The following is a 17,534-nucleotide window of genomic DNA, read 5'->3' as shown; positions in this document are numbered from 1 at the left end:
AGCGAACATCGATCAACGAGCGAATCCCAGATAGACTCTCGACCATGTCGATCGATGTTCGCCGCCCTCTCGCAGTTGACCTCTTCGCGGGGGCCGGTGGTCTCTCGCTCGGTTTGGAACAAGCCGGGTACGAGATCGCCGCCGCTGTCGAGTACGACCCGATACATGCGGCGGTGCACGAGTTCAACTTCCCCTACGGGAAGACCTTCGCGGCTGATGTATCGAAGATCTCAGGTGAGCAGATCCGCGAGGAGTCCGAGATCGGAAACCGTGAGATCCATCTTGTGGCCGGCGGCCCGCCATGCCAAGGCATCTCCATGATCGGCCGTCGGGCCATCGACGACCCCCGCAACGCTCTCCTGAAGGAGTTCGTGAGGGTCGTGCTTGAGCTAAAACCGCGCTACTTCCTGATGGAGAACGTTGCAGGTCTCATGGTGGGGGCTCACCGTCAGCTCATAGACGAGGTCGTCGAGATGGTCGAAGCCAACGGCGAATACCGCGTTGTGACACCGATCAAAGTACTCCAGGCGGCTGACTATGGATCGCCACAGTCCCGCCGTCGCGTAATCCTCCTCGGGGCAAGGAAGGACGTCGCGCTACCCGAGTACCCCTCTGCCACGTACACTCCGCGCACGATCAACGGCGATGTGCCCAAGAAGCCAAAGCTACCGCTGGGTCCAAGCGTGCTGGATGCCATCGGCGACTTGCCAGATGCGGACGGTTTCGACGAACTGCTGCACGACGACAACGTCGCCGGCGTTTCCTACGGTAAGCCGAGTGATTACGCAGCAAAGTTGCGAGGCTCGAAGAAGGATTCGACCGATTACTCGCGCCCCCGACCGCGTCTCGCGGACGAGCTGACGTCCTCGGCCCGCACCGTTCATACGAAGAAGTCAATCGACAGATTCGCGGGTGCCGAGCCCGGCACAACCGAGAAAGTCAGCCGATTCCTGCGCCTGCACCCGGAGGGCATTTGCAACACGTTGCGCGCCGGTACGGCATCCGACCGTGGCGCCTACACGGCGCCGCGTCCGATCCACCCCGTCTATCCGCGCGTAATCACCGTGCGCGAGGCGGCGCGCCTGCACGGCTACCCGGACTGGTTCAGATTCCACGTCACGAAGTGGAACGGCTTTCGGGAGATCGGCAACTCCGTTCCCGCTCGCCTCGGTCGCGCAGTCGGCGCGGCGCTACTTGAGGCAGATGACGTGACGCCGACGAGGGGTAAGCCAGCCAAACTCGGCTCGACCGATCTGCTGTACATGACAGCGGGTCAGGCACACGAGCACTTTGGGCTCACCGAACGTGTGATCCCACAGCGCGACCGGAAAGTAGGCTGAGGCTTGAGCGACACCCAGATCGATGAGGCCAAGGAGAACCGCTATCAGCAGCTTGCGGGTTGGGTTTTCTCGCAACACTACAGCGATGGCAACACTCGGGTGGAGTGGACGCGAGACGAACTTCCCGGCGCTGCCGAAGCTCTGGGAATCGACCTCCCGAAGAACCTCGGAGACGTTGTCTATGCGATCCGGTACCGAATCGACTTCCCGGCGGTGATGCGAGACGCCGCACCAGACGGCCATGAGTGGATCATCCGATCCATCGGCCGATCAAAGTACGCATTCGATCTGATCCCCGCCCAAGTTAGAGTTCGGCCGAACCCCGCACTCGAAGTGACCAAGATTCCCGATGCGACGCCGGAAATCATTGCGGCCTCGGCCCTCGGGGACGAGCAGGCTCTTCTCGCGTTGGTGCGTTACAACCGCCTCATCGATATCTTTCTTGGCGTGGCCTCGTACTCCCTCCAAAACCACCTCCGCACGACCGCCAAGGGCGTCGGACAGGTCGAAGTCGACGAAGTCTACGTCGCCGTAGACCGGCACGGCCGCCAGTTCATCCTGCCCGTACAGGCCAAGGGAGGGTCCGACGAAATAGGCATCACGCAGACCGAGCAAGACATGGCGGTCTGCGCTGAGAAGTGGCCCGACATGATCTGCCGCCCGATCTCAGCGCAGTTCGGCGACGACGGCCGAATCGCCCTTTTCGAACTTGCGGTGCAGGACGATCAGGTGCGCGTGCGTCGCGAATCGCACTACCGTCTCGTGCCTGCGAAGGAAATCACTTCCGCGGATCTAAGTGGCTACGGCCTAGCGCCCGGCGGAGAGAACTTATAACAATGACCACCATTACCGCCTCGGCAACGACGCCGGAGGCAGAGCATCGAGAATAGAGGCCGACTTGGAATTTTCGATCAACATCCCGCCGTTCATTCCCGATAACCGTGGGAACAAACAAGAGCGTTACCGCATACTTGACCACAATGGCGAGGCTGACGCTCTGTTACTGCTTTGCGGACCTGACGAGGTAGCGGATCAGGTGCGAGAGTTCGCTGGTCGAGCATTTAAGAATGTTCGACTCGGCGAGAAGAGTAGCAAGAAATGGACCCATGGGTTCTTCTTCCCCGACGGCGTACCGCAGGATGTCGCGGATCTGTGCGAGAACCTCACCGAATGGCTGTCGATCCCGACCAGCCCGAGCCTCGACATCTCCCTGAGCCTTGACTGGTACAAGCAACCAAACGACGATGGCGAGCTCGTACACACTCCCGCAGGAACGCTCATCTATCGCACCAAGTACGCGACGGAACCGACGTGGTCGAGTTCGAGGCAAGCCCGCAGGGATCTACTCACCGCGATGTCCGGCGTGATCGGTACCCACCCGTTGTTCGCGCAGGCAGCAGTTATATCTTCTCCGCCAGGCAGCAAAGGCGACGGGCAGAGCTTCGGCGAGAAGCTGGGCCCAGATGTCGCTACGAAGACAGGGCTCCCATTCGTAGCTATGCACGGACCAGCGCGTCCTCCGCAAAAGGAGGAGATCGTGCGAGACGTCCGGGACGATTTTGAGTTGAGCGAGGTAGTTCGCGATCCCATCATCCTGATCGACGACGTGTTCCATACCGGTGTCACCCTGGAATCAGCCGCCAGGGCCGCCCGGCGGGCCGGAGCAACGGCGGTGCTGGCCCTAACTGCTGCGAGGACATTGAGGAAATGAGGTCTTGTGGCTGATCTCCTTGAACTCGCGCTCGCGGCATTTGGCGGGAGCCTGCAGACTCCCTCGCGGATCACCTCTGCGCTTCGCCACGGCGGCATCAAGTCGCTTGAGCAAGAATACGCAGCGCTGCCGCCTGACCTCCGCGAAGATGTCGACCAGAAGGCCCGTGAGATGCGGCAGGATGGCATAGGCGCCCTCGTTTTCGGCATGGCTGACTTCCCGAGCAGTCTGCTATCCGACGAGCGACCAATCGCGCCAATAATCTTCTACCGCGGGAACAAAGATCTGCTGTACCGTGACGGCATTGGTATGTGCGGGTCACGCCACGTTAGTGCCAGGGGTTTAGATGCAGCGACCCGCTGTGGCGTCCTCGCGACGCAGAAGAGCCTAACCGTGGTGTCCGGCTATGCTGCTGGTGTCGACACGGCCACTCACCTCGCGGCGCTTCGTGAAGGTGGCAGCACCGTCGTCGTTCTCGCCGAGGGGCTGGACCACTTCCGAGTGAAGCGCGATTTTGCGGCTGACTTCGACTGGGAACGTATCCTCGTCCTCTCGCAGTTCGCCCCTTCTCAGCCGTGGCGGGCCCATGCAGCAATGGCGAGAAACGGCATCATCTTCGGACTGCCGAAGGCTCTACTTGTGATCGAAGCAGGGGAAAAGGGCGGCACCCTCGCAGCGGGAGAAGGAGCTTTGAAGCTAGGGCGCACCGTGATCGCGGTAGATTTCGGCGACGAAACCCCGAAAGGCAATCGCGTCCTTATAGAGAAGGGCGCTCGTGCGGTCAAGACTCCGCAGGGGCTCAGGGAGGTATTCGACAGCGTGCGCCTGTCTGCCCCCGTGGTAGAGCCACCGACGTTGTTCTGAGTGCCGAGAGACGCATAACGATAGATGTCGCAACCAGAGTCCTGGGCGAGCAGTCCCCTCGCGCGCAGAGTCATGCAAGGCAACAGGTCGCGAGATACGGTTCCTGAGATGGCGGTGCGACGCTTACTTCACGCGGCGGGGCTGCGCTATCGCGTCTCGATCCGCCCTGAACCAGGACTTCGCCGTACGGCCGACATTGTGTTTACTAAGAAGAAGATCGCGATTTTCATCGATGGTTGCTATTGGCATGGTTGTCCTGAGCACTGCCACTTGACTTCCTCGAACTACGACTACTGGCTACAGAAGATCGAAGGAAACAAGCGCCGAGATGCCCAGACGAATGCCCATCTGAGAGCCGCGGGCTGGACGGTCCTTCGGTATTGGGAACACACACCCGCTGAGGACGTCGTCGATGAGATCATCGGCACCTTAGAACAATGAGAGTAGCGGCGTGCGGCAGCAAGTTCGGGACTGCCCCGACTTTCCTTGACTCTCGGGGTTGATGGTTTTCAGGCGGCTCGGAGGCCTTGATTAATGGTCTCAAACTCGACCGGCGTGAGGCGACCGAGACGGCGTTGGCGGCGCCGGCGGTGATAGGTCTTCTCGATCCAGGTCACGATCGACAGCCGCTGGTCCTCCCGGGTGGACCAGCGTTGCCGGTCCAGGACGTTCTTCTGGAGTAGGGCGAAAAAGGACTCCATGGCGGCGTTGTCCGCGCACGCCCCGACCCTACCCATCGACCCCACGAGGCCATGGTGGGTGAGCTCGTGCACGAACTTCCGGGCTCGAAATTGACTACTCCTATCCGAATGAACCACGCATCCGGTCACCGTCCCCCGGCGAGCCACCGCACTGCGCAGGGCCGTGACCGCCAAAGACGCCTTCATGCGGCTGTCGATGGAATAGCCGACGATCCGGTTGGAGTAGACGTCCTTGATCGCGCAGAGGTAGAGCTTGCCCTCATCGGTGCGATGCTCCGTCAGATCCGTGAGCCACAGCTCGTTCGGGGCGCCGGCGGTGAAGTCGCGCTCCACAAGGTCGTCGTGGACCGATGGACCGGGCCGGCGATTCAGGCCCCGCTTCTTGGAGTGGACGCTGAACAGGCGCTGGGCCGAGCACAGGCGCTGGACGCGGTTCTCCCCAGCCGTGATGCCGTGGTCGGGCAGCTCGTCGGCGATGAACCGGTAGCCGAACGCAGGATCCTCGGCGTGGATAGCGATGGCGGCGTCGATCAGGTGGGCGTCGTCCCAGTCCCGGGCGGTGACGGGCTTGGCCCGCCACTCATAAAAGGACTGCTTGGAGAAACCCAGCACCCGGCAGGTCACCGCGACGGGGATCCCGTCAGCGGCCAGGTCGAGGACCAGCGGGTACGTCATTTTGGGGGCAACTCGCGGGCAAAGAAGGCCGCTGCCCGGCGCAGGATCTCGTTCTCCTGCTCGAGCAGCCGGTTACGCCGCTTCAGCACCCGCAACTCCTCCGACTCGGCCGTCGTCACGCCGGGACGGACGCCGTCGTCGACGTCGGCCTTGCGCAACCAGTTGTGCAAGGTGGCTTCTGAGATCCCGAAATCGCGGGCGATCTGCGACAGCGGCGCCTCGTGCTTACGGGCCACCGCCACCACGTCGCGGCGGAACTCCTCGGGGTAGGGCTTGGGCACTGTTTCATCCTCACTGTGAGGAGAGATCCTCACAAGTCAGGAGTCAGGTCAACCGGGGGCAGTCCCGCCCGTAGAGGTCGAGCTGACTGGTCTCCCAGATGCCACGGGTCGAGTTCCAGACCGCGAACGGCACCGTCCTCGGTTGCGGTTGCGGGCTCGGGGGATGCGGGGATGGGGTTGCGTCCATCGGTCTCGTCTCCTTCCGGGTTCGGGCGCGTCGCGGTGGCCGAGAGCAGCCCGCGCACGTTCTCGGCGACGACCCACTCTGGTTGCAGCATGTCGATCGCCGTCGCCATATGCGCCCACAGGCCCGAGCGGGTGCCAGGGTGCAGGCCGGCGCGCTTGCCGACCGTGGACACGTCCTGGCAGGGGAACCCGCCGCAGATCACATCGACCGGCTCGACCGTGTGCCAGTCGATCGCAGTGATGTCGCCCAGATTCGGCACGCCCGGCCAGTGATGGGCGAACACGCGCGCCGGCGCAAGGCTGAACTCTGAGAACCACACCGTCTCGGCGTCGAAAACCTCCTCGACAGCGAGGTCGAGCCCGCCGTAGCCGGAGAATAGCGATTCGACTCGCAGGCGGCGACCGCTTCCGAGGTCGGGCGCGGGATCGGGCATGGCTGGTCCTGACAGGTCGGCGGCTCATCCCGCCCGAGACGTAGAACGCCTCGCCGGGGCTGGTCACCTTCCAGGTGCACATCCCCGATCCCGAGCACCGCCGAACCGCGCCCGCCATCGACCTCATCCGAACCGGCCGCCCCGTCCGCTCGTCGTTCCGACGACCGCCTCATGGGCCACCACGCCTCTTGCAGGTCGAGGCCAAGAGCTTGGAGCCCCTAGTGGGCGTTGGCGGTTACCTAGCCCGCGGTAGGAGGCTCAGAACCATCGCTGGCTGCCGGAGTCGGAAGCGATTCAAAATCATGGCGGAGCTTTCGCAGGTCGTTCTGGAGCTGCTCGCCAGCTTTCCCTAGCAGTGCGAGCTGGTCGAAAATGCGTGTCCAGTCGCTGCGCACGGCAGTCCAAAGCTCTTCGGATTCTCCGCTACCTACGCCCTTCGCCTGGTCCGAGGCGATGCGGTCGAGCACTCTTGTCGCGTAACGGAGGAAAGCGATCCATGTGACGACGTTGCTGCCTGTCCCGTCCAGCGCTGCCGCGCGCTCGAAAGCGCTCAACCCGCGCTCGTAGTACGTCTGGACGTCAAATGGGTGTCGGGCGGCTTTCTCGAGCAGCACGGTCCCCAAGGTTGTGAAGCTATAGGTGTCGGCGACGAGTTCTGTTGCTCGGAGTGCGAATGATTCCGCCTTGGCGAGCAAAGTTTCATCATGCCGAGAGTTCCTGCGTGCCAGGATCGCTCGCTGCTCCCAGTACCGAGCGCTCCAGGAGCCGAAAACGTCGATCAGCGATGTATACCAGGAATCGAGATCGGCTCCGGGGAATGCGTCGTTCAGATTTCGCTGCGACATGAACGCGCCGATGAGGAGGGCAGTCGGGTTGCGCTCTCGGAGGCTCTGCTGACTCAGTCTTGGTGAGACGCTTCGGACTGCGTCGCGCAGAATTTGGGCGGCGTTCTGAACGCCGAGGCGTCTGACAAGGGGTTGCAAAGCCAGCCAGCGGTGGCGAGTACGCACATCGGTCCCGTCGGTGGTCAGGAGCGATGCAAGCTGCGGATTCTCTTGGATCTGCGGGACTGCCGCATGGATAGGTGACATCTGATCTGGCTTGCCCACCGGGCGGCCTGGAAGGATGTGCACCATGCCCGCTCCCTATCCCCAGGAGTTCCGCGACGATGTCGTGCGGGTGGCCCGGACTCGTGAGAACGGCGTCACCATCGCGCAGATCGCGAAGGACTTCGGCGTCCACGAGATGACGCTCCACAAGTGGATCCGCCAAGCTGACATCGACGACGGCAGCCGCCCCGGCCGGAGCCGTGAGGAGTCGACGGAACTGCGCGATGCGAGGAAGCGGATCCGCCTGCTCGAGCAGGAGAACGAGGTCCTCCGCCGCGCAGCCGCCTATCTCTCCCAGGCGAATCTGCCGGGAAAAGGCTCTACCCGCTCGTGAGCGAGCTCGCCGACGATGGAATCCCCGTCGCGGTGTCCTTGCGGGTCCTGAAGCTCTCGCGCCAGCCCTACTACCGCTGGCGCAAACAGCAGGTCACCGAGGCCGAGCTCACCGAGGCCTACCGCGCCAACGCCCTGCTCGACGCCCACCGCGACGACCCTGCGTTCGGCTACCGATTCCTCGCAGATGAAGCCGCCATCGCTGGCGAGGTGATGAGCCAACGAACAGCGTGGAAGATCTGTCGTGACAACCAGTGGTGGTCAGCCTTCGGCAAGAAGCGCGGCAAGAACGGTAAGCGCCCCGGACCGCCGGTCCACGACGACCTGGTCCGGCGCGACTTTACTGCGGATGACGTCAACGAGCTCTGGCTCACCGACATCACTGAGCACTGGACCGACGAGGGCAAGCTCTACCTCTGCGCCATCAAGGACGCGTTCTCCGGTCGCATCGTCGGCTACTCCATAGACTCCCGGATGAAGGCTCGTCTCGCGGTGAACGCCCTGGACAGCGCAGTATCTCGGCGTGGAGACGCGGCCGGCTGCATAGTGCATTCGGACCGCGGATCCCAGTTCAGATCACGAAAATACGTCCACGCATTGAACGGTCACCACCTCATCGGATCGATGGGCCAGGTCGGTGCCGCCGGCGACAACGCCGCTATGGAATCCTTCTTCGCCCTGCTCCAGAAGAACGTCCTGGACCGAGGCCGCTGGAGGACCCGAGAAGAACTCCGAATCGCGATCGTCACCTGGATCGAACGGACCTATCATCGACGCCGCCGACAGGCTCGCCTGGGCCGATTGACCCCCATCGAATACGAGACCATCATGAACCCAGCCGTGAGCCTTGCGGCCTAACACCCCGACTGTCACCTAAACGTGCATCAGTCCCTGCTGGCTCCGGCACCGAGCAGCAGGTGGTACTCGCCGTTGCGCGCTGCACGACGTAAGGCAAGGCGCTGAGCCTCCGTAACGGAGGCCAGGCCGACATCTGCCTCCTGAGTCATGAGACTAAGTATCGCATACAGCTGCGCCCGTGCGAGGTGCACCTAACCGCTGTGACAGTTTCGATGCGCGTGATGAGCGCGGGCGACGGGTACAAGTACCTTCTGCGAACGGTCGTCGCGGGCGACGGCGACCGTTCGCTCTCGACGCCACTGACGCGCTACTACGCCGAGGCGGGCACCCCATCGGGTCGCTGGCTCGGCTCCGGCGTCAGGTCGCTGGGCGGGATGATCGCGGAGGGCGATCAGGTCTCCGAAGCCCAGCTCGAACTCCTTCTCGGACTCGGCCGGCACCCCTCACGGGCGATCCGCTAGGTGTAAGAGGGCATGACGTTCCTGACACGGGCCGGGACGCGTGAGGCTGGGGGCTGATCACCACAGGCGGTATGGGGCCGATGGTAGTTGAAGTGGTTCACCCACACCCCGATCGCCTCCCGGCGGGCCTGCTCGCTCACGTAGGGGCGGGCGTAGAGCACCTCGTCGGCCAGCAGCCGGTTGAACCGCTCCACTTTGCCGTTGTGCCGGGGCGTGTAGGGACGGATCCGCTGGTGCCGGCCGGCCAAGGCCTCCACGCACCGGGTGAAGTCCCGGGCCTTGTAGTTGGCGCCGTTGTCGGTGACGACCCGGTGGATCTTCTCAATGCCGTGGGTGGCGAAGAACGCTCGTGCTCGGCAGAAGAACCCGATCGTCGTCACCGCCCGCTCATCCTCGAGGGCCTCGGTGTAGGCCAGTCTCGAGAAGCCGTCCACGGCCGAGTGCAGGTAGGTGTAGCCGACCTTCGCTCCGGGCCCGCGCTTGGCTGCCTTGGTAGCGGTGGATCCGCGGCCGTGGGCCCGCCAGCCGCCGCCGTCGGGGATGCGTCCGACCTTCTTCACGTCCAGGTGCACCATGTGCCCGGGCCACCCTGCCCGGATCCGCTGGGGTGGGCGTCGCAGGTCGTCCCCGTCCGGGGTGAGGTCACGCAGCCGGGAGATCCCCAGCCGGTTCAGCCACCGGCCCACGGTCCGCAGGTGCAGCTCGTGCCCGAGACCGAGCAGGTGGCGGTGGATGCGTCGGGCGGACCACTTCCGTTCCCGCCGCAGGCACTCGATGAGCTCCACGACGGCCATCGGGGTGCGCTGAGGGCTGCGCCTTGGGACTGAGGGACGATCGGCCAGCCCCGCCTCACCGGCGGCGAGGTAGCGGGCCACCCAGGTCGCCACCGTGGGCCGACTGACGCGGAACTCGGCGGCCACATGGGCCTTCGGGATCCCATCATCGAGGTGGCGGCGGACCATGCGCAGCTTGCCGGTCGGGGTCAGGGGTGCGTTAACGTGGGGCATGAACGGGCTCTCTCGTGCAGGTGGACGGTGTAGGAACTTCTATCCTGTGGCGAGGAGCCCGTTCCTCATCTCACCGGCGCACCCGTAGCAAGAACCTCATGCCCCGCAACACCTAGGGGGTAAGGGTTTGGGCACGGCGCTCATCCTTCCAGCGAGACCTCACAGCGTCACAGATCAGATGTCACCAACCCATGCAGCAGTCCCGTGGACGAGAACATCTCCTAGGGCATCTCCGACTCATTTTGGCGGAAACCACTGGGCCGCTCCATAAACGCGGGAAGCAAAGTGCTGTGACTGGGTACCCCCCGAGGGTATACGGTTGATGTTATGAAGACGCCCGCCACCACCCACTCCATCGATCACTCCGACCCCCACGCGGGTCATGACATGCACGACCACGCTACCTCTGGTCACTCGGGTCACGACATGTCCAACATGGCCGCCAGCGCCACCCTCCACTGCCTCACCGGCTGCTCCATCGGCGAGATCCTCGGCCTGATCCTGGCCACTGTGTTCGGGTGGGGCAACGTCACCAGCACCGCCGTGGCCATCGCCCTGGCCTTCGTGTTCGGCTATGCCCTGTCCTCCCTGCCCCTGCTGCGCGCCGGCATCAGCGTGGGTCGGGCCCTGCGTCTCGTGCTCGCCGCGGACACCGTCTCCATCCTCACCATGGAGGTCGTGGACAACCTCGTCATGTGGCTGGTCCCCGGCGCCATGGACGCCGGCCTGCTCGACGCCCTCTTCTGGGGCTCCATGGCTCTGTCCCTCGTGATCGCGTACTTCGCGGCATACCCGGTGAACAAGGCCCTGCTGCGCCGCGGCAAGGGCCACGCCATCACCCACCACGCCTCCGGCGGCGGCCCCATGGACAACCGCCCCCTGGCGTACGGCATCAGCGCGTTCATGCTGGGCGGCTTCGTCGCCTCCCTCGGTACCCTGCTGTAGGGAACCAGTGCAGCGGGGTTCCGCTGCCACCCCGCATTCCCACCAGAAACCCGCCCGTACCGGGGTCCAGCACCCCGGGCGGGCCCGCAGAAAGGATCCTTTCCCATGCGTCGACTTCCCCTCACCCTCGCCGGTCTCGCCATCCTGGTGACCACCACCGCCTGCTCCGCCGGTTCCGATTCCGCGGACCACTCCGCCCACGAGGGCCACGAGACCAGCGCGACCTCCAGCGCGACGAGCCAGGCGACGTCGTCCTCCGCGAGTGGCACGCCCAGTGCGAGTCAGGGCGGGCACGAGCACATGCACGCCATGGACGGTGGCCCCGCCCCGGAGGGCATCGCCGCCGCGGAGAAGCCCACCTACCCGGTGGGCACGCAGGTCACGCTGACCACCGACCATATGGAGGGCATGAGGGACGCCCCGGCCACTGTGGTGGGCGCCTATAAGACCGTGGCCTACGCCGTGAACTACACCCCCACGAACGGCGGGCCCGAGGTCATCAACCACAAGTGGGTGGTCCAGGAGGAGCTCCAGGGTGCCGGTTCGGAGCGCCTCGCGGACGGCACCGAGGTCACCATCGAGGCCGACCACATGGAGGGCATGAAGGGCGCCACGGGCACCGTTGCCTCCTCCACCACCCAGACCGTCTACATGGTGGACTACAAGGCGGACGGCATGACCATGACCAACCACAAGTGGGTCGTGGAGAAGGAGATGAAGCCCCGCGGCTGATTTCACCGCACCAAGCGTCATCTCCCGCCAACCTGCATGTTTTCGAATACTTTTGGCCTCATCTCCTCCGCTGCCGCGGACCCGGAGCGTGTCCATCCCCCCAGACACACGGAGCGCCCTCGTGAGCCCTGAACACCCGTCCGTCCTCGTTGCGGACGACGACCCCGACATTCGCGACCTCGTGGTCTTCAAACTGCAGCAGGCGGGATACGAGGTCCGGGCGGTGGAGGATGGCACCGCTGCGCTGAGCGCGCTGGAGGACGGCATCCCAGACGTCGTGGTGCTGGACGTCATGATGCCCGGTCTCAGCGGACTGGACGTGCTGCGCCAGATCCGTGCCACCGAGGCTCTGAAACACCTCAAAGTGGTCCTGCTGACCGCCCGGGCCAGGGACACGGACGTGGACGACGGGTACAACACCGGTGCGGACGAGTACGTCACCAAGCCCTTCAGCCCCCGTGAGCTGCTGCACCGTGTGAACAGCCTCCTCGGCCGGGGGCGGTGACCCGCAGTGGCGACCCCCACGGTGGTCTCCGCGCAGCTGCTGTCCTGGGTGCTGTGGGTTCTGGTATGGGCCGCGGCCCTGCTCCTCGCGACCGTCCTGGGAACGCGTGCAGGCCGGCAGTGGCGTGAACGCCGGGACGCGAAGCTGCTCGGTGAGTTGCGCCCCGCAATGCTCGAGGTCGCGTCCGGTGAGGACGACGACGCCTCCGCCCTGCGCCGCCTGACCGCGGTGCCCCGGCGCCGCGTACCGGTGGTGGACCGCGCCGTCTCCGCGATGCTCTCCAAGGTCAGGGGGGAGCCCGCCCGTGCTCTGGCCCAGGTGCTGGACGCCCACGGACGCGCCGAGTGGGCCATCGCGGGGCTCTCCTCCCACAGCGCGGTGCGCCGTGCTGCGCGCGGTGGCGCCGCGGCGTCGTCCCCGCGGACTGCCCAGCTGGGTGGCCGTGGAGTCCCTGTGCGCCTTCGACGACGCAGCGGCACCCGTGATCGAGGAGGCCACCCTGCACCCGGACCCGGCGGTGCGCCATGTGGCGGCAACTGTGATCGGAGTGCGCCCCGTGCCAGGTGCCGCTCCCGTCGTGCGTGAGCGCCTGGCACAGGAGACCGACCCCCGGGCCCTCACCGCCTTCGTCGGCGCCCTGGGATGGGTGGGGGGAGCGCAGGACCTCGCCGTCCTGTCCGAGCTCGCCCGCCACCGGGACGAGAGCGTGGCGCTCGCCGCCGTGGAGTCCCTCGAACGGCTGGGTCTGCCCGCCTCCGTGGCGGCCCTGGGCCCCCTGGTCGAGGACAATCGGCCCCGGTTGGCGGAGCGGGCCGCGGTGGCTCTCACCGAACTGGGCCCTGCCGGGCGGGAGCGGCTGCTGGGCGCCCTGGACGGTGACACCCCTGCCGTGCACCCCGCCCACTACGCGCTGCAGCTGAGCGCCATGAGAGGAGCCGGCCGTGGAGTGGCTTGAGCTGCTGCGCGGCGCTGTGGCCGGGATCCTGGCGTTCATTGCGGTGCCGGTGCTGATCTACTTCCTGCTGATCAACACGTCCTACCTGGTGATGATCGTCCTGGCGGCGGTGGACTTCGTGGCCTACCGCCGCCGGATCCCGTTTGCGGGGCGGGAGGAACTGATGCGCTCCCGCACCATGCCCGGCATCAGCGTGGTGGCACCCATGCACAACGAGGAGGTCGGCATCCGCGTGGCCGTGGAGTCCTTTCTGTCGCTGCAGCACCCGCGCCACGAGGTGATCGTGGTGGACGACGGCAGCACCGACAACGGTTTCGAGGTGCTGCGCCGGGCCTTCGACCTGGTGCCGGTGTCCCGGCAGATGCCCGAGGACGTTCCGGTGCGGGAGGCACCGACCAGCATTCACGTCCCACGGGACGGGCGGACCCGGCTGACCGTGGTGCACAAGCGCAACTCGGGCCGCTCCGAATCCACCAACGTGGGCGTCAACCTGGCCCGCGAGGACCTGGTGCTGTTCGTGGACTCGGACTCCATCCTGGACCCCGGGGCGCTGCTGACGGTGTCCCGGCCCTTCATCGAGGACCCGATCTCCACGGTCGCCGCCGGGGGAGTGATCCGCGCCGTCAACGGGTGCCGCGTGAAGGGCGGCCGTGTCCTGGAGGTGCGCATGCCGGGCACGCCGCTCGCGGACATCCAGGTGATGGAGTACCTGCGAGCCTTCCACCTGGGACGCGCAGGCTGGTCCCGGATCAACGCGCTGCTGCTGATCAGCGGCGCGTTCGGCGTCTTCCGCCGGGATGCCCTCGTGGCGGTGGGAGGCCTGGACGCCTCGAGCATCGGTGAGGACTTCGAACTGGTGATGCGTCTGCACCGGACCTTCCGCAGGCAGCGCCGGCCCTACCGCGTCACCTTTCTCACGGAGCCCATCTGCTGGACGGAGGTCCCCAGCACCCTGCCCGTGCTGCGGCGGCAGCGGGCGCGCTGGCACCGGGGTCTGTGGGAGACCCTGTGGGCCTACCGGGACATGCTGTTAAACCCCCGCTACGGCCGGCTGGGTCTCGTGGCGGTTCCGTACTACTGGCTCTTCGAGCTGATCGCCCCGCTGCTGGAACTCGCCGGGCTGGTACTGATCGCGCTGGGCTTCGCGCTGGGACTCGTGTCCTGGCAGTACTTCCTGTTGTTCATGCTCGTGGCCTACGCGTACGCGATCATCGTGACCCTCGCGGCCGTGACGATCGAGGAGCTGAGCTACCACAAGTACCCCCGCTGGCGGGACCTGGGCATCACGCTGGGCGCGGTGGTCCTGGAGAACCTGGGCTACCGCCAGCTCACGGCGTGGTGGCGCATGGAGGGCTGGGTGGCCTCCCTGCTGGGGCGCCGCCAGCAGTGGGGCACCATGACCCGTTCGGGTTTCACGGAGGTGGACGGATGAGCGCCCGCTTCCCGGTAGTGACCCGAGTGCGGGACGGTGTCCGCCACCGCGGGGTGCGCGCCATCCTCCTGCAGGTGCTCGCCCTGTTGTGCCTCGCACTGCTCTTCACCGGCGCCACCGCACTGTGGGGACTGCACACGGTGCAGCTGAACGTGGCCGCCACGCGCACCACCATCACACCCCTGATGGATGCCACGCACCAGGTGGAGGCCACGCTGCTGCGCGCCCAGACGGCCGCGCGCGGCTACGCGGTCAGCGGAGACCAGGCTTTCGCGCGGGAGTACGCTGAGGCCACTGCGGACCTCACTGCAGCCCAGGACGTCCTGGGTGAGGTGGCGGCCGGGCGGCTGCCGCAGCTGCGGTCCTTGAACGAGTCCGTGGACACGTGGCTCGGCCTCACCCGGGAACCAGGGAGGGACACCCCGCGGAAATCTCTGGACCTACCCACTACGACATCCGCCATGGACCGGGCCCTCGGTACACTGGAGGACGTCCGGGCGGACGCCTCCCGCCTGCGGGAGCAGCGCAGAGCGGATCTGAACCGGTCCATGACTCTGGCCGCGGCCGCCGTGGTGACTGCCGCGATGCTGTCGATCGCGGTGGCGTTCCTCGCCCTGGGCCGCGCGGACCGCGCCCTCGGGGCGCCGCTGCTCGCGCTGCAGTGCACGGTGGCGAGGCAGCGCGCGGGCGATCACGACGCCGTCGCGGAAACCTCCCACGGCACTCTTGAAGTGGTGGGCCTCGCCGCGTCCTTCAACGCCTTCACCCGCGAGGCCCGGGACGTGGTGGAGCAGCGGGAGCGCACTCTGGAGCAGCTCACGGAGCTCAACCGCCAGAAATCCGTGTTCGTCTCCACCACCAACCACGAGCTGCGAACCCCGCTCACGTCCATCAGCGGCTATGTGGAGATGCTCCAGGACGGGGACTTCGGCAGTGTCGGCCCGGAACAGGCCCGCGTGCTGGAAGTGGTGCGGCGCAACACGGAACGGCTGCGGCTGCTGATCGAGGACCTGCTGCTGATCAACAAGCTGGACCAGGACCAGGAGAACCGCTCGGCGCGCCACCGTGTGATGGACCTCGCAGAGTGCGTGTCCGGGGTGGTCACCAATCTCGTTCCCCAGGCCGCGGCGGGCGAGGTGACTGTCCACGTGGACACGGACGGTTCGTGGCCCGTGTTCGGGGACCGGGACCGTCTGGAGCGGGCCGTCACCAACGTGGTGGGTAACGCCATCAAGTTCACCCCGCCCCACGGTGCCGTCTCGCTGACGCTGGAAGGCACGCCCGATGGCACGGGAGTCCGCCTGACGTGCACGGATACCGGGATGGGTATTCCCGAGAAAGAGGTGGGGTCCCTCTTCACGAGCTTCACCCGGGCCTCCAACGCCACGGCCCAGCAGGTGCCCGGAACGGGACTGGGGCTCGTGATCATGCGCACCATCGTGGAGCAGCACGGGGGGTCCGTGGCCCTGGAGTCGGTGGAGGGGGAAGGCACCACCGTCACGCTGAATCTCCCCCTGGCGACCCAGCGGAGCGAACCGGTGCAGCGGGTTGTGGCTACCGATGCTCCGTGATGCTCTCCTGAATGAGAATTGTTCGCAACCATGAGGCTCCGTGAAGGTTCGCACCTCGCTCCGCTCCCTCAAGCAGATCCCGGCTCGCAGGTGGTCCGCCACCGGGGCACGACCGATGTGATCAACATGAAGAATCGGCGCATGAAGGCTCGTTAGGGCTGAGCCGCGCGCGGGGCGCCCCCGGGAGCCGGTCCGTGCGGCGTCGGCGATCACCGTGGGGTGCGTAAATTACTCCTGGGCTGCCCCATGTGACGAGTAACCGGGGGTAGCGTCCGCTGGGCGCGAATCCTTGCTGTGGCAAACGTTTGTGCATGCCACTATGGCGACATGGCTACTACCGATTCCACCAGCACACAGATCCAGCTCGTCTCCCGCCCGGAGGGGTGGCCCGAGCACGAGAACTTCCGCACCGTCACCGTGGACCTGCCGGAGCTGCAGGACGGAGAGGTGCGCGTGCGCAACGAGTTCATGTCCGTGGACCCGTACATGCGCGGGCGCATGCGGGATGAGAAGAGCTACGTCCCGCCGTTCGCCCTGAACGAGACCATGACCGGCGGCGCCATCGGCCGCGTGGTCGAGTCCCGCTCCGAGGATCTCCCCGAGGGCACCCCCGTGCTGCACCAGTACGGCTGGCGCGACCTCGCCCAGGGATCTGCCAAGGAGTTCACCAAGGTCGAGGAGCTGCCCAACGCCGAGCTGTCCGTGTACCTGGGCGTGCTGGGCATGACAGGGATGACTGCGTATACCGGGCTCACCCGCATCGCCGGGCTGAAGGAAGGGGACCGCGTGTTCGTTTCCGGTGCCGCCGGCGCCGTGGGCTCCACCGCGGGTCAGATCGCCAAGCTGCTGGGCGCCTCCTACGTGATCGGTTCCGCCGGCTCGGACGAGAAGGCCCGGATGCTCACCGAGAAGTACGGCTTCGACAAGGTGCTCAACTACAAGGATGCCCCCATCCGTGAGCAGCTGGCCGATGCTGTGGGTGAGGATGGCGTGGACGTGTACTACGACAACGTGGGCGGCGACCACCTGGAGGCGGCTCTGGACGTGCTCAACCGTCACGGCCGTGTGGCCGTGTGCGGTGCGATCAGCCAGTACAACTCCACCGAGCGCCCCTGCGGCCCGGACAACATGGGCAACATCATCAAGAACTCCCTCATGCTGGAGGGCTTCACCATGGGTGACCACACTGACGTCGCCCAGGAGTACCGCCAGCGGATGGGTGAGTGGTTCACCTCCGGCAAGGTCACCCACGATGAGACCGTGGTGGAGGGCATCGACCACGCCGTGGACGCGTTCCTGGACATGATGAAGGGCGCGAACAAGGGCAAGATGGTCGTCAAGATCTGAGTGACGTCCTCGCCGCGTGGCTGCGCGGCGCTGTGACCGTCGTCGAGGAACCGCTCCGCTGCTCTGCGTGGCGGTTCCTCTCCATAT

19 protein-coding genes and 2 pseudogenes are annotated in these 17,534 nt (G+C 65.8%); 16 read left to right on the top strand and 5 right to left on the bottom strand.

Features of this window, described 5'->3' with window-relative positions; genetic code table 11:
• Positions 1–44 precede the first annotated feature (44 nt).
• The 5 genes from HBK84_RS12410 (at position 45) to HBK84_RS12390 (ending at position 4,356) form a co-directional block, all read left to right on the top strand.
• Positions 45–1,340, top strand: a complete 1,296-nt coding sequence (locus HBK84_RS12410) for a DNA cytosine methyltransferase (protein ID WP_167319052.1) — start codon at positions 45–47, stop codon at positions 1,338–1,340.
• Positions 1,341–1,343: 3 nt separating this feature from the next.
• Positions 1,344–2,174: an endonuclease gene (locus HBK84_RS12405; protein ID WP_240919019.1), complete on the top strand. Its 831-nt coding sequence runs from the start codon at positions 1,344–1,346 to the stop codon at positions 2,172–2,174.
• A gap of 64 nt (positions 2,175–2,238) precedes the next feature.
• Positions 2,239–3,051 carry a phosphoribosyltransferase gene (locus HBK84_RS12400; RefSeq protein WP_167319051.1) on the top strand — a complete coding sequence of 271 codons (813 nt, stop codon included), beginning with the start codon at positions 2,239–2,241 and terminating at the stop codon, positions 3,049–3,051.
• 6 nt (positions 3,052–3,057) lie between these two features.
• Positions 3,058–3,915, top strand: coding sequence for a DNA-processing protein DprA (locus HBK84_RS12395; protein WP_167319050.1), 858 nt, complete (start codon positions 3,058–3,060; stop codon positions 3,913–3,915).
• A gap of 24 nt (positions 3,916–3,939) precedes the next feature.
• A complete protein-coding gene (locus HBK84_RS12390; RefSeq protein WP_167319049.1) occupies positions 3,940–4,356 on the top strand; it encodes a very short patch repair endonuclease in 417 nt (138 codons plus the stop codon).
• Positions 4,357–4,424: 68 nt separating this feature from the next.
• On the opposite strand, the gene HBK84_RS12385 is transcribed toward HBK84_RS12390, so the two are convergent.
• From HBK84_RS12385 to HBK84_RS12375, 3 genes are all read right to left on the bottom strand, one after another.
• A protein-coding gene (locus HBK84_RS12385) for an IS3 family transposase (protein WP_167319048.1) occupies positions 4,425–5,572 on the bottom strand; the annotation gives its coding sequence in 2 pieces (ribosomal slippage) (positions 4,425–5,299 and positions 5,299–5,572; 1,149 coding nt in all).
• Positions 5,573–5,601: 29 nt separating this feature from the next.
• Complete coding sequence (locus HBK84_RS12380; RefSeq protein WP_167319047.1) at positions 5,602–6,192, bottom strand: DNA cytosine methyltransferase; 591 nt, start codon at positions 6,190–6,192, stop codon at positions 5,602–5,604.
• A 239-nt stretch (positions 6,193–6,431) separates the two neighbouring features.
• On the bottom strand, positions 6,432–7,328 hold the full coding sequence (locus tag HBK84_RS12375; protein WP_167319046.1) for a hypothetical protein: 897 nt from the start codon (positions 7,326–7,328) through the stop codon (positions 6,432–6,434).
• On the opposite strand from HBK84_RS12375, the gene HBK84_RS12370 reads away from it, so the two are divergent.
• Positions 7,327–8,492, top strand: a protein-coding gene (locus HBK84_RS12370) for an IS3 family transposase (RefSeq protein WP_240918877.1) whose coding sequence is annotated in 2 segments (ribosomal slippage) — positions 7,327–7,611 and positions 7,614–8,492 — 1,164 coding nt in all. Because the reading frame shifts where the segments join, the coding sequence is not laid out codon by codon here. The genes HBK84_RS12375 and HBK84_RS12370 overlap by 2 nt on opposite strands.
• 26 nt (positions 8,493–8,518) lie before the next feature.
• On the opposite strand, the gene HBK84_RS13050 is transcribed toward HBK84_RS12370, so the two are convergent.
• Positions 8,519–8,641 (bottom strand): hypothetical protein, encoded by a 123-nt coding sequence (locus HBK84_RS13050; protein WP_255458066.1) that lies wholly within the window; start codon positions 8,639–8,641, stop codon positions 8,519–8,521.
• Between the two features lie 63 nt (positions 8,642–8,704).
• Between HBK84_RS13050 and HBK84_RS12365 the strand changes: the two are divergent.
• Positions 8,705–8,955 (top strand): annotated as a pseudogene (locus HBK84_RS12365) (relaxase domain-containing protein); the annotation flags it as partial.
• Here HBK84_RS12365 and HBK84_RS12360 read toward each other — a convergent pair.
• Complete coding sequence (locus tag HBK84_RS12360) at positions 8,950–9,960, bottom strand: IS481 family transposase (RefSeq protein ID WP_167319045.1); 1,011 nt, start codon at positions 9,958–9,960, stop codon at positions 8,950–8,952. The pseudogene HBK84_RS12365 and the gene HBK84_RS12360 sit on opposite strands and share 6 nt — an antisense overlap.
• A gap of 327 nt (positions 9,961–10,287) precedes the next feature.
• On the opposite strand from HBK84_RS12360, the gene HBK84_RS12355 reads away from it, so the two are divergent.
• The 9 genes and pseudogenes from HBK84_RS12355 (at position 10,288) to HBK84_RS12320 (ending at position 17,447) form a co-directional block, all read left to right on the top strand.
• A complete protein-coding gene (locus HBK84_RS12355) occupies positions 10,288–10,905 on the top strand; it encodes a DUF4396 domain-containing protein (RefSeq protein WP_240919017.1) in 618 nt (205 codons plus the stop codon).
• A 105-nt stretch (positions 10,906–11,010) separates the two neighbouring features.
• A complete protein-coding gene (locus HBK84_RS12350) occupies positions 11,011–11,637 on the top strand; it encodes a YdhK family protein (protein WP_167319044.1) in 627 nt (208 codons plus the stop codon).
• 121 nt (positions 11,638–11,758) lie between these two features.
• Entirely contained in the window at positions 11,759–12,142 is a 384-nt protein-coding gene (locus HBK84_RS12345; protein WP_126874166.1) for a response regulator transcription factor, read from the top strand.
• A gap of 6 nt (positions 12,143–12,148) precedes the next feature.
• Complete coding sequence (locus tag HBK84_RS13000) at positions 12,149–12,727, top strand: hypothetical protein (protein WP_240919016.1); 579 nt, start codon at positions 12,149–12,151, stop codon at positions 12,725–12,727.
• Positions 12,624–13,097: a HEAT repeat domain-containing protein gene (locus HBK84_RS12995; protein ID WP_370520641.1), complete on the top strand. Its 474-nt coding sequence runs from the start codon at positions 12,624–12,626 to the stop codon at positions 13,095–13,097. The genes HBK84_RS13000 and HBK84_RS12995 overlap by 104 nt, the downstream gene beginning before the upstream one ends.
• Entirely contained in the window at positions 13,084–14,529 is a 1,446-nt protein-coding gene (locus tag HBK84_RS12335) for a glycosyltransferase (RefSeq protein ID WP_167319043.1), read from the top strand. Before HBK84_RS12995 ends, HBK84_RS12335 begins: the two co-directional genes overlap by 14 nt.
• A complete protein-coding gene (locus tag HBK84_RS12330) occupies positions 14,526–16,100 on the top strand; it encodes an ATP-binding protein (protein ID WP_167319042.1) in 1,575 nt (524 codons plus the stop codon). Before HBK84_RS12335 ends, HBK84_RS12330 begins: the two co-directional genes overlap by 4 nt.
• Before the next feature lie 40 nt (positions 16,101–16,140).
• Positions 16,141–16,256 (top strand): annotated as a pseudogene (locus HBK84_RS12325) (ribosomal protein bL36).
• 171 nt (positions 16,257–16,427) lie between these two features.
• Positions 16,428–17,447, top strand: coding sequence for an NADP-dependent oxidoreductase (locus tag HBK84_RS12320; RefSeq protein ID WP_085106902.1), 1,020 nt, complete (start codon positions 16,428–16,430; stop codon positions 17,445–17,447).
• Positions 17,448–17,534: the final 87 nt, after the last annotated feature.

Origin of the sequence: Kocuria sp. KD4 (assembly GCF_011769905.1) — a bacterium.
In the GTDB taxonomy this organism is placed as follows: domain Bacteria; phylum Actinomycetota; class Actinomycetes; order Actinomycetales; family Micrococcaceae; genus Kocuria; species Kocuria marina.
This window is presented reverse-complemented; position numbering and strand designations above follow the sequence as displayed.